General features: G+C 57.8%; 9 protein-coding genes. 6 read left to right on the top strand and 3 right to left on the bottom strand.

Annotated elements, in window-relative coordinates:
* Window positions 1-143: 143 nt before the first annotated feature.
* Window positions 144-1352: a CBM96 family carbohydrate-binding protein gene (locus RSSM_RS29855; protein ID WP_008688717.1), complete on the top strand. Its 1209-nt coding sequence runs from the start codon at window positions 144-146 to the stop codon at window positions 1350-1352.
* A 56-nt stretch (window positions 1353-1408) separates the two neighbouring features.
* On the opposite strand, the gene RSSM_RS29860 is transcribed toward RSSM_RS29855, so the two are convergent.
* Complete coding sequence (locus RSSM_RS29860; RefSeq protein WP_008688719.1) at window positions 1409-2668, bottom strand: CCA tRNA nucleotidyltransferase; 1260 nt, start codon at window positions 2666-2668, stop codon at window positions 1409-1411.
* An 852-nt stretch (window positions 2669-3520) separates the two neighbouring features.
* On the opposite strand from RSSM_RS29860, the gene RSSM_RS29865 reads away from it, so the two are divergent.
* From RSSM_RS29865 to serB, 4 genes are all read left to right on the top strand, one after another.
* The gene (locus tag RSSM_RS29865) at window positions 3521-5029 is read left to right on the top strand and encodes a serine/threonine-protein kinase (protein ID WP_008688723.1); all 1509 of its coding nucleotides are present in this window, start codon (window positions 3521-3523) and stop codon (window positions 5027-5029) included.
* Between the two features lie 324 nt (window positions 5030-5353).
* Window positions 5354-6175, top strand: coding sequence for a pyrroline-5-carboxylate reductase (proC, locus tag RSSM_RS29870; RefSeq protein ID WP_008688725.1), 822 nt, complete (start codon window positions 5354-5356; stop codon window positions 6173-6175).
* 43 nt (window positions 6176-6218) lie between these two features.
* Window positions 6219-6467 carry a hypothetical protein gene (locus RSSM_RS29875; RefSeq protein WP_008688728.1) on the top strand — a complete coding sequence of 83 codons (249 nt, stop codon included), beginning with the start codon at window positions 6219-6221 and terminating at the stop codon, window positions 6465-6467.
* A 235-nt stretch (window positions 6468-6702) separates the two neighbouring features.
* Window positions 6703-7935, top strand: coding sequence for a phosphoserine phosphatase SerB (gene serB, locus RSSM_RS29880; protein WP_044304030.1), 1233 nt, complete (start codon window positions 6703-6705; stop codon window positions 7933-7935).
* Between the two features lie 80 nt (window positions 7936-8015).
* On the opposite strand, the gene RSSM_RS29885 is transcribed toward serB, so the two are convergent.
* Window positions 8016-9458: a protein kinase domain-containing protein gene (locus RSSM_RS29885; protein ID WP_144060227.1), complete on the bottom strand. Its 1443-nt coding sequence runs from the start codon at window positions 9456-9458 to the stop codon at window positions 8016-8018.
* A gap of 457 nt (window positions 9459-9915) precedes the next feature.
* Here RSSM_RS29885 and RSSM_RS29890 point away from each other — a divergent pair, with 457 nt between their 5' ends.
* Window positions 9916-11055: a hypothetical protein gene (locus tag RSSM_RS29890; protein ID WP_144060228.1), complete on the top strand. Its 1140-nt coding sequence runs from the start codon at window positions 9916-9918 to the stop codon at window positions 11053-11055.
* A 142-nt stretch (window positions 11056-11197) separates the two neighbouring features.
* Here the strand turns inward: RSSM_RS29890 and RSSM_RS29895 are convergent, their stop codons facing one another.
* Window positions 11198-12769, bottom strand: a complete 1572-nt coding sequence (locus tag RSSM_RS29895; protein ID WP_008688735.1) for an ABC transporter permease family protein — start codon at window positions 12767-12769, stop codon at window positions 11198-11200.
* Window positions 12770-12879 lie beyond the last annotated feature (110 nt).

Raw genomic sequence — 12879 nt, forward strand, 5'->3', positions numbered from 1 at the left:
GGTCGTCAGCAAACAATCCGAACCCGAACCCGTTTCCCGAACCGTATCGAAGTGGTGGGATGACCCCCGCATTCGATCCGCTATCGGTACCTGCTCCCGCGGCAACGTTACCGCCGAGTGCACCCGCGGCCGTGCCCCGTTCCATGCCCCATCGCGGAGCGACCGCCAAACAACCTAAAAAACCTGCCCCCGCCGCCACGGTCAGTCCTGTGGTCTGGATGGGCGCGGGCGTGCTGGGCACATTGCTATTGGTCCTCGGGATTTTTTGGATGGTGATCCCCGATCAAGGAGAAACCTACGTCGTCACCAATCCCAACCAAGGAACGCCCACCGCCAATCATCCAAATCCGGGTGCTTCCAACGGCGCGACTCCCCGCACCAATCCAAACCAGCAGAACAGCAACAAAGAACCTCAACAAAACCGGAACGCGTCCTCCCAGCAACCCGGTCGCCCCAGCACGACGTCAGAAAACGCTAGCCCGGCGAACCTAGGTAACGCCCGTTCGACACAGACGACCAGGCAGCAACCACCTCCTGCACCGGAGCCTCGTCCTTCCGATCCAGAGTCGTCCCGAGCATCAACGAGTTCGACCGAGGCAAACAGCCCTCTCACCGAAACGGCGTCGGATGCAAGTCGCCCCACCGAAAGCAGCAACGCGGCAGAAGAGTCGATGCCCAAACCCGATTTCCCTGGGCCAGAACAACCCGTCGATTCATCCGAAAACATGGACGGCCCTACCGAGACTGCACCGGTGGAGACCGTTGATTTGTTCGTTAGCAACGTCATAGGCATCGGCGCGGACACGACAACGCATCGAGGTGATACCAAAGGGAAGTCGCAAGGAACCAAACACCTCCTGATCGTGCAAACGAGGAACGAACAGGACCTCAAACACATTCACTTGCGTTTCGATCTACGTTCCCCCGAGTTCAAACGTGCTGACGTGCAATCGGTCACTCTCAGTATGGCGTTTTTGATCGGTCAAAAGATCAATAAAACAACTCTGCACGTTTACGGTTGGGAAGATCCCGATGCCGAGGCGTGGCGAGAAGACGAAACGCAGAATAAGCCGCTGCTGTGGAAAAACTCGGTTTCGTCGGGAAGCGTGGAATCGTTGCCCCTGTTGGCCACGTGGAATAGCGATGCGGTCGATGTGGCTGACTTACAAAGAAAGCAAAAGTTTGCTGACTTTTCGAGCGACAAACTCACCCAGTTCATCCTCGACTCGTGGGGACGAACGGTCAGTTTCGTCGTCAGGGGAGGTTCCGAACGTGGCATCCCGATCAGGTTCTTGAGCAAGGAACGGGATCGCGAGTTCGCACCATCGCTGAGGTTTGAAGTCGCCCAATAGCACCTCAATCGCCGAGACGAGGGCGTGGGTCAGACTGTTCAACGATCGTCAATGGGTCAGGATTGACGCTGCACCCAAGCCATGGCGTCATCGGTGCAATCGATCTCGTCATCGAGTTGCATTCGGCGGATCTCACTCAACCAACTGCGAAATTTCGGGCCGGGGGTGATTCCGGATTGAATCAGATCGTTCCCCGTCAACAGCGGCTCCGGGTTGAGCGACGAGGGTTCGCGTTGCAACTCGCGGATCGCACGATCGACGCCGCTGCGATCCTCCGCGAGTGCGGCAGCAGTCGCAATGACGGTGTCGATATCTCGGTCGATAAGGATCGGCTGCAAGTGGGACCAAGCCGCATCGGCACAGCCCACAATTTCGGGAGCGAGCCGAATCGCTGTCTCGATCGATCTTTGTTCTGCCGTGGAAAGTCTCCATCGGTTTGCAATTTTTTTCAGGTCATTGATTGCCGCACGAATCGATGAATGAAGGCTCGAAAGCGTCGTCGACATCCCTACTTCGAATGAACATTGCTCGGCACGACGAAGGTGGGTCTCGAGAAGGGGCCAGTCACTATTCTCTAAAGAGGGCCAAACATGTTTCTGCAGGCCGGTATCCACCAACATTTTGTAACCGACGACGGCATTGTGATGGCAGACGACACGTCGCATCTCCGCGCCGATCCGCTCACCGCTGACGAGCGAAATGGAATCCGCGTGAGCCTCGATCGCCGAAAGAGTTGACTCCTCAACCGTGAGACCAAGTGTCGTCACGAATCGCACCGCGCGTAGCATCCGCAGCTTGTCTTCATCGAAACGTCGATGAGCGTTGCCGATGGTCCGCAGGTGCATCAATTCCAGGTCAGGAATCCCACCAACGTAGTCGAGAATTTCTCGCCGCGACGGGTCGTAAAAAAGACCGTTAATTGTGAAATCACGTCGTGCCGCGTCAGCCTCGGCCGTTCCATACGTCACATGATCGGGGCGTCGACCATCGGAGTAGTTCCCGTCGGCCCGAAACGTCGCCACTTCGGTCGGTGTGACTGTCGCGGCGGTTTTCTCTTTCGATTTCGGTGGCAACACACCGATCACCCCAAACGATGCGCCGAACGCGATGGTCTGCCGGCGACCGAAAACCTGCTGCACCGAATCAGGGGTGGCGTCGGTGGCAACGTCGAAATCTTTGGGAGGACGTCTGAGCAAGGCGTCCCGCACGCAACCACCCGCGAGCACCGAGACAAACCCGGCTTCACGGAGACGGTCAATGATCCGGAGGGCTTCGTGTCCTGCGGGCGAATCGAGTGCTTTTTCGGGAAATTCCATGGATCCCATGCTATCACTTCCGCGTTCGTTGTCGCGAGGGGAAGAAATCCGTGCCGAAGCGAGACTTCGTCTTTCAGCGGCTGAATTATTTTCGGATGCCGTGTTAGTTTTCGGCTGCTGCGTTCTATGTCGGATACGCGGGCCCACTGGTTCGCGGTCAATCTCGGGAGGAATCGGCATTGTCCGGCAAGAATCAGCATTGCACGGCAAATCGTTGCATTTCGAGGTGTTCAACGCGTCCAATCAAACCAACCGCGCGTCGTGCGAGAGATTGGCGATACGCGGGACCACATGCTGCCGCGACAGGGCGAAACCAGGCCAATCCGTGACGGATTCGTCTTGGGATTCGAAAATTGACGCAAAACACGTGTCTCCGGGGCCTCGTTCCGTCAGACAATCCGCCAAAGAGTCTCGCCATAATCTGCGAGGCGAGTAAAATGGGCTGATCGGACTTTTCGACGTGATGCAAATGCGGTGAAGTCGCTTGAGTCTGCAGGACGATTGGCAGATTGCCGTCGACGCCGGCTGAACTGACGTTTCCTAAACCAACTTCCCCAACCCTCTGACACCCCAACGGAATCTTCGCTGCGGCACTCAGCGGTCCGAGCCCCAGAAACCGGAAACCGGAAACCGGAAATCGACGTTCCTAATTTCTTCCGCTGACAGGTCAAATGAGGGACTTCGGGACACTGACGGGAAACGCCGGTGGAGCCGGTCGGGCGGAATCACGGAACGAAGACCGGTACCTCGGACGGGGATCGCCTTCGGACGTTCCGCCGCGAACGACCATCATTGGCACCTTCCCTCTCCTGCACTATTCCCACTGCGAACCGTTCTTTTCATTTAAAAGCTATGGCTGCCCCCCTGACCACCGATGAGTTCGTCAACCGCGTTGTTTCCGTGGGCATCGCCGAACGTCTCGATGTTAACCGGGCCATCGGTGAACTCGGTGTGGGCGAAGTGCCGTTGGTGGACGTGATCGACCAACTGCAACGACGCGGGCTGATTACGACGCTGCAGACCGAGAAGGTGCTCCGAGGAGACCGCATCGGGTACTTCTACGGCGACTACAAGGTTCTCTACCTGATTGGTGCCGGTACGTTCGCCCGCGTGTATCGCGCTGAAAAGGACGGGGAGGTCTTCGCAGTCAAAGTGCTGCGGAAACGGTTCCGCGATGAACCCAAAGAACTCGAGCAGTTCCTTCGGGAAGGCAAGATGGGATTAAAACTAAAGCATCCCAACATCGTGCGGATCATCGACGTCGTAGCGGATCGTCACAATCCTTTCTTGGTGATGGAGTTCATCGAAGGGCAAACGCTTCGCGAATTGGTCAAAATCCGTGGCAAGCTGCCGATCGATTTGTCGCTGAAATTGATTTACGAGATCGCTCAGGGTTTGGCGTTCGCGGCGGAACTGGGCATCTCCCACCGTGACTTGAAGTTGTCGAACGTTTTGATCAGTTCGTCCGGTGTGGCGAAGTTGGTGGACTTCGGATTGGCGGCTCTCGCTGACCGTGGAAACCCGGAGGTGGTCGCCGATTGCCCGAACGCTCGGGCGATCGACTATGCCGCATTGGAACGAGGAACCAACGTACGCAAAGACGATCCTCGCAGCGACGTGTTCTTTGCGGGGAACATGCTCTATCACATGCTCGCGGGGACACCGGCGTTGACCGAGACGCGTGACCGGATGGCTCGGCTGAACATCACTCGTTTCCAAGACATCCGCCCCGTTCAGGACTACGTTCCCGATATCCCAGGCTTGGTTAATCAGTTGCTGCTGAACCTAATGGAGTTCAATCCGGAACTGCGCGTCCAATCGTGCAAGGCAATGGTGTCGGCCATCAAGGGCGTGATGGAGGACTTGAAACGCGGGAACCACGGTCCGGTCGAGCATACGGCAACCAAAGTCAACGCGGAGGATGTCGGCGACGATCAAATCATCACCAATGAGGGCGAAGGCTACATTGTGATGTTCGTGGAATCGAAAACCGACCTGCAAAACGCAATCCGCGAACGACTCAAGGCTCGCGGTTACAAGGTTCTCATCATTGCGAACCCGGAACGAGCGTTGGCTCGATTCGTTGACGCCATCGAACCGCCCGCGGACTGCGTCATTTTCGGCGCGTCGGAATTGGGCAACGACGCGTTGGATGCCTACAACAAATTTGCCGAGAACGAAGACACCAAAGACATCCCCGCGGTCATGCTGGTCGACCCGCGGCAGCAACACATCGTGCAAAAAGCAGTTCGTGGTTCCAACCGACTGCTTCTACCGCTACCCTTGAGCATCAAGAACCTACGAGTCGCGTTGATCAAGCTGCTAGCAAAAACTCAGCAGCGTCCAGCGGGCACTTATTGACCCTTTGGGATCGATCGCCCTCACGCGAGCCGGTCGGGTGATCGCGATCCGCGGGCGGGCGGTTTCTTAACCGGTTGTGGACAGACGCCAACCACAGTGTGTTCCGCACGCCGGGTTTTAATCACGCGGGCTGCCGCACAATGGATCCCCCATTGCGATTGCGGACGGGTCACGGTCGGCTATCCATCGAACCGATCGCGACCAATTACGGACTGCGTCTACCGCGTCGATATCTGGTCGTGCCGCAATGATTCGCACGCATCTCAATCGGACTCGTCGGCACATCAACCGATCCAACTTTCTTCCATTACATAGCAAACCAAAATGCAACTTCCCCACATGACCGTCGTCGGTGGCGGCCAAATGGCACGTGCCTTTGTCGGCGGTATGATTCAAAAAGGCGTGCTCGATACCAGTAAACTGACCGTGGTCGCCCCTTCCCCGGCCACCGGCCGGTGGTGGACCGAGCACTATCCTGAATGTCAGATGATGTCAGGTTCCGAGGATCCCGACGGACAGAGTGCATTCGACTCGAGTGAAATTGTCGTTTTGGCGGTAAAGCCACACATTATTGGGCCGGTCTTGGCAGACCCGAAAGCAGACATGACCGGCAAACTGGTTATCTCGATCGCCGCCGGGGTGCCGCTATCAACGATCTCGGCCGGAGCCGGACACGCCCGCGTTGTGAGAGTCATGCCCAACACGCCGAGCCTCGTTGGTGAAGGCGCCTCCGCGTTCAGCACCGCCGAGAGCGTAACGAGCACGGACGTGGAATGGGTCGAATCGATGCTCGGCAGTGTCGGTTACGTCGTCCGCGTGAGCGAGAACCAACTCGACGCCGTCACCGGGGTCAGTGGATCGGGGCCTGCGTACATTTACCTCATTATCGAAGCCCTCGCCGACGGCGGCGTGGCCGCAGGATTGCCTCGCCAAACGGCGTTGGCATTAGCCGCGCAAACGGTACGCGGAGCCGCCACCATGGTACGCGACACCGGGGAGCATCCCGGCGTGTTGAAGGATAATGTGTGCAGCCCAGGCGGAACGACTATTGCCGCAATGCGGGTGCTGGAACAGAATGCGGTACGCGGCGCATTGATCGACGCGGTTGCCCGAGCCGCCGAACGCAGTCGCGAATTGGCAAACTAATCCATCCGCGGAACCGCCGCATTCGAAGCAACGCGAGAGCCTCATGCACAAACCGCTGATCAAAATCGACGACAAACATGTCCCTTTGTACCGCATCGTGTGGGTAGCCGACCTTCCTCATTTCTGCGGGGAAGAAGACTGCGTCCGCGAAGGATACTACGAGGTTCGTCTCGACGTCGATGATTCAATTTGGACTCATCACGCTGATCGTGATCGCGTCATCGAGGCTCTCAATCAGTGGTGTGGCGACCCACGCGAGGACGGCGACATGGGTGGGGAGCCCGAATTTTAGCTCGCGTCATGAGGGCACCGCGAGCTTCACCGGGTCAACTCGGACTCACCCGACCGAGAGACTCCTGATGACGTTTGTCACCGCAATCGTTTAGTTTTTGTGAACTTTCTGCCTCATCCCGCCGCCCGCGTCTGGACAGTGGCGCCGCCGACCGCGGATGCGTTTCCCGACGCGAAAAGAAGTTCAAACCAGCCACTTTGACGCCTCGGCAAGCGATCGCTACGATTCGCGGGCTATGAAAGAGTCTAACAAAGCCACCGCCACGACGATCTTGTTCCGATTCACCGGGGAAGACCGACCGGGATTGACCGCGTCCCTGTCGGACCACTTCGCCAAATTCGGTTGCAAGATCATCGACGTCAATCAAGCCGTCATTCACCGATCGTTGTTGCTCGGTTTGATGGTTCGCGTGCCGGACGACGTGGACCCCGACAAGGTGACGCAGAAGATGCGTCGTCGGGCAGAGAAGTTGGACCTGAAGTGCAAGCACACACCGATCGAGGACTCCGCCTACGACGTTTGGGTCAGCGGTGAGGGGAAGTCTCGGTACATCCTGACCCTCCTTTCGCGAGCGGTGACGGCGGAACAGTTTGCCGCGGTCAGCCGGCTTGTCGCTGATCAGGGGCTCAACATCGATGTGATTACCCGTTTGTCGGGACGCCCCAAACGGATTTCCAACGGCAAACCGACTCGTGCGTGCGTGGAGTTTTCACTGCGTGGAGACCCTGAAGATCCGGATCGTTTGAAAGCCAGTTTGTTGGATCTTTCGAGCCGACTCGATTTGGATTTGGCGTGGCAGCAAGACGACGCGTTTCGACGAAACCGACGTGTGGTCGCGCTCGATATGGACTCGACGTTATTGCAAGCCGAAGTGATCGACGAGATCGCCAAAGAAGCCGGTGTCGGCGACAAGGTGTCCGCGATCACCGAAGCAGCCATGCGGGGCGAAATCGATTTCGACGAGTCACTTCGCCGACGCGTTGCCTCGCTCGAAGGACTGCCGGAATCGGTGCTGCCGAAAATTGCCGAACGGCTGGAGTTAACCGAGGGCGCCGAGCGTCTTCTTTCGAATTTGAAACGATTCGGATATCGGACCGCGATCCTTTCAGGCGGCTTCAGTTACTTTGGCGAGTACCTTCGCTCACGTCTCGATGTCGACGATGTGCACGCGAACGAATTGGAGATCGTCGACGGGAAGTTGACCGGACGCGTGGTCGGACAAATCGTCAACGCCAATCGAAAGGCGGAACTGCTCGAACAGCTCGCCGCGAGTATTGGAATCGACTGCGAGCAAACAATCGCGATCGGTGACGGGGCGAATGATTTGCCGATGCTCTCACGAGCCGGATTGGGGATTGCGTTCCACGCCAAACCGATCGTTCGTGAATCGGCACGACATCAAGTCTCCACACTCGGACTGGACGCGGTGTTGTACTTGCTAGGCGTTCGTGATCGCGACTTGGTCTAGCGACCGATTCATTCTTTGCTGCCGATCTGACCGAAGCACCTTTGCGAAAACACCGACCTCGGTTTTGTTCGCGAACAGATCTAGGTGGTGTGCACGCTGATGTCTCTGGCCACCGCGTAAATCAGGTGTTCGCCTTCGATCGCTTTTGCAGTCCATTCGATCGTCGTATAGTCACCACCGGCGGTGATGTAACGATTTCGGAATCGCACGACGGGACGGCCGTTTTGCAGTCCTGACATTTGCGACAGCGTTCGCGCCCGGTCGTCTTCATGCACGAAGCTCAGAAACGGATTCGAAAGCAAGGTTTCGCGAGAGTGGCCGAGCACCTTCGTAAAGTTCTCGTTGATGCGAACAAAGTAGCCGTTGTGATCGGCAATACAGAACATGTCCGGCGACAATTCAAAGAACCGCGTCATATCGCTCTGCACACTCTGCAGCGTCGAGGCTTGATGTGCGGTCATGATTTGTGACAACCGCGTCGCGTCTCGGGGACGTTGATTGGAATCGACCTGAAGGCATTCAACGGCCAAACGAATCAAGGCATCGTCGACGCCACAACCGATCAACCGTTCGAGACAAACGAACGTTCTTCCGCGGATGGCGCGGCGATAAATCTGTTTCGGATTCCTACCTTCGTACGGAGCATGCCCGCTCAAAATCTCACAGAGGATTCCTCCGAGGCTAAACACGTCGGCGCGGGGGTCGAGTCGGTCTCCACGTGCCTGTTCGGGTGACATGTATTGCGGAGTCCCATCGATTGATCCCGCGTTTGCCTCATCGACGTCGTTGTTTTCAGTTGCGGTTGAACTCTCGATAGCATCTTGATGATCGGTCGATTGGTCCGAGGTTGGATGCATGGGGTCGCAGTCTTGCGAAGACGCAATCGAATCAGGCCGATTGAAATGCTTTGCCGATCCCCAATCCATCACGTTCACCTCACCGAACTCGCCGACCATCACATTGGCCGGTTTGAGATCGAGATGCAGAACGCCCCGAGAATGTGCATACGCCATCGTGTGACAAACGTCAGTAAAGATCTGCAACAGTTCTCCTCGCTCGACTGCCTTGTCGCCGAGCAGACTTCGCAGCGTGATCCCACTGACCAGTTTCATGACGAGAAACGGCTGGCCATTTTCACAAACCCCGGTTTCATAGATCGGGGGTATCCCGGGATGAGACAAGAAACCCATCGTTCGGGCCTCCCGCAGAAACGTGTCGACGAGCCGGGGCGTCGCACGGTCGGGCCGTAGAACTTTGACCGCGACATAACGATCGAGTAGGCGATCATGTGCCCGGTAAACGATTCCCATCCCGCCGGTGTCAATGCAATGGAGAACCGCGTATCGGTCGGTTATCAATCGAGGTGATTCGGGAGGTTCGATCGCAACCGTGATCTCGTCAGGTTCGTGATCCGCGTCGACGGCGACCGTCTTCGTATTGGGCAGTCGCGAGGTCGGACGCTCTGGAACAATCTGTCGAGCAGATGGACCGTCGATACCGAATGCAGCTCGATCGCCGTCCATTGCGTTTCTCGCCGACGTCTCGGCATGGTGTGAGTGCCGCATCACTGTCTGCCCGCTCCTTTCAACCGTGCGACGGATCATTGGAGAATGCGATTTGACTGGCCCCGTGTTCATGGTACCCGTTCTAAAAGGGGGTGCGATCAGAAAACCCCTCCGTTACGCGCAAAAACCTTTCGGCTGAATTTTGCTGTTTCCCTGTATTTTCGCGTCCCTAGGTCGGCTGGCATTGACACTGTCGAACCAAAACTCCTACGACGGGGGCAACCATGGCGGGAAGAGGCCGTTTTGACCGTAGACACGGCGACATCAATCGCATTTTGAATGCGGTCGACCATCGCGATAATCTGTGACGAATTTTCAGATTTAACTCGATTTGCCTTTAAAAACGGCCGATCGCTGTGGATGGACGTCAACAAACAACCTCGATGCACCCGCTCCCTTGCCTAAGGATGCGACGATGAAGCGAACGGAATTCGCCGAAAACAAACTCACCCGTTACGCCCGCCGTGCCGCGATTGCTGCGTGCGTGTTGGTGACGCTGCCCTCGGTCGGTTGCCGCAGCGGAAAGCCTTCATGGAACATGTTCGGAAGACGTGGCGAGCCATCGGCCGAGACGCTCGCCGGAAGCGGTCCGACCACCACCTATCCGACACCACCGTCCTCGCGTGCCACCCCGGAAGCGATCGCATCCATCGCCGGTGGCACCGCACCGGCGGGTTCCAACGCGACCCCGAGTACTCCGAGCCTTCCGACCGGATCGAACCCTTACGCACTGGCCGGTTCGCGCACGCAGGCTCCCGAAAGCGGCGTCCCCGGAGGCTTCCCGACGAGCATGCCGCCATCGACCTCGAGCAGCCCAACACCGTCGACATCGTTCGCTAACAACGGTCAATCCGTTCCACCGGCCTACGCGATGCCAGGCCGCACAAGCCCCACGCCTGGAGCAACGCCGTCGGCGACCACTCCTAGCTACGCTGCCGCTGCGGCGAACGGCTATGCAGCATCCACTCCGACAACGCCACCGTCTGCTTCCTCGATGCCATCGGGTTATCAGTTAGGTGCCAAGACGAGCACCCCAACGACATCGACAGCGTCGAGCAAGCCGACCACGTCGACGAGCAACGGCTTTGAAATGCCACCGCTGAACAACCTGGCCCCGACTCGACTCGCAGCGGGTTCGACGAATTCGTCGCAGCCAACGAACGGGTTCACTTTGCCGAGCAGCATGACGCCTCCGGCAACGACAACAGCGTCAACGTCTTCACCGACACCCCCGTCCGCGACGACGCAAAACACAACGACGCAAAACGCGATGACCATGCCGGGCAACTCCGCTACCACCTCGGCAGCCGCTCAGCAAACCGCAGTCGCGTCGCTGAGTCTTCCACCTTCGGATTCCTCCCCGAGTGGTGCTTCGACTCCGATCAATTCGTCCACCACCGCGAGCACAGGTGCGCCTGAGTACCAAACGGCAACCACCGCGAGCGGATCGACCGCAACGGCGTCACCGAGCGGCTCGGTACAGCCTACCGGCTACATGCCTGGCAGCACGAGCAAAGCGTCGAGTTACCCGACTTCGAATCCGGTAATGCGTTAAAGAACGCCTGTTCCTTTTCGAACAACGAAGCTCGTCCATGATCTATCGATCGTGGGCGAGCTTTTTTTACGCAGACAGGTCTTCGCGGCTCCGGCTTTCCCAACCCGCGGTCTTGCAGGTTCTCGAACCTGGATCTGCCTGCTTAACGATGAAATCGCAGCATGAGGACTCGCCAAGCGATTCCGCTCAGCGAGAGAATCGCCACCAGGTACCAGAACGCGAGCGAAGCTTCGTGATATCGGGAACCGCTGTGCAGTAGCCCAAACAGTCGCGTGCCCACCGTGGTCACACCGGGCGGCAACACTGGCAACGTGGCAGGCACGTCACCGCTGGCGACCACACCTGTGATGATGAACGCGGCCAAGATCGATGGCCACAGCAACGGCACCTCAACTCGCAAAACGCGAGCGAATAAAGGGAGTTCCATGCGACCCGCGTTCCAAACCGACGGGTCAATCTGCCGGTAGGCGACGCGGATAATGAAATACGCGATCACGCCACTGCGTATCCCCACGCTGAGGATCGTTGGCACGAGCGTCTGTGTTGCCAGTTTTTCTGCGAGCGGCAGGCCGCAGGCAAACAACTTGACAACGACTAGACCGACAATCGGACCGGGAACGAGAAAGATCACCGTCGCAAGGCAATCAAATGCCCAACCGAGCGTACGGTTTCCTCGACCGACACGAGCGATCGCCCATGCGACGGGAGTCACGGCGAGCGAAGTGAACACCGCGAGTTGGAACGTCCAGGCGTACTCGCTCGCAAACAGCGACGGTGCATTTCCGATCGCTCGAACACATGCATCCCAAGACCAGGCGGCGATCGACTCCCCTCGCTCGATACGGACACTGTGCCCGGACTGCATCACCAGACCTGCAACAATCGCTCCCTGACATACCACGACCGAAACAAGCACTCCGACCGCCGCGACGAGTCCGCCGCCCCCGAAATCGCTTCGCTGATCAAAACCATTTAATTGTTGGCTGGCACTTTTCAGATCGGGATGAACTCCTTCCCCTCCAATCCGCTTTGCCGCGACGAACAGACTGCGATTTCGCAACCGCATCCAAACCAGGGCGGGCACACCGCCGATCAACATCGGCAACCATGTCGTGACCGAGACGGCGGTGAAATTCGGGTCGAGTGAATAGAAGAGATAGAATTGATCCGCTACCGTCCGAACACTATGCAGATCCGCGACGCTCATCTCCGTTGCGGCGAGTAGCCAAACGATAACCACCGCGACTAGCAACCAAGGAAACGCGAGCGGCAATCGCACGCGGAACCAAGCCCCCAAACGCCCGAAATCCATCTCGGCGTGTTTGATGACCGCCGGTTCGATGTTAAGCGTCGCCCAATAAGTTGCGACCGCAACAATAGCGGCACCGTGAACACCGTGAATCCAACCAACCCAGAACAGGTTTCCACCGGTCATCGTCTTCATCAACCAACCGAACTTGCCAGCTGTCGATTCCCAGACGGCCGCATGCAAGATCAGCGGCGTCACGATCGAAAACAGCATCGCAAGAAACCATCCTTGCACTAACCCCCGTCGCAGGACATCCGCCCCCCGGTGCGAACAGTGTGATTGCCGGAGCACGACGGCGCAGGCAGCCGACGGAATCCCAATCACCACGGCAACCGCCGACGAAACGGCCATTAGGGCAAACGTTGTCGCGATCGCGGCGGTCCAGTCGTTGGCAAACGGGTTCATCGCCAGAATCGCTACCTTCCTAAAAATGTGGAGAATCGCCAGAGTGTAGCGAAGCGGATTCGTTTTTTAAGCATCCCGATTCGGCAGTGTCGTAGTTAATGTAGCTCTTG

Origin of the sequence: Aporhodopirellula sallentina SM41, assembly GCF_000346505.1 — a bacterium.
Taxonomy (GTDB): Bacteria; Planctomycetota; Planctomycetia; order Pirellulales; family Pirellulaceae; genus Rhodopirellula; species Rhodopirellula sallentina.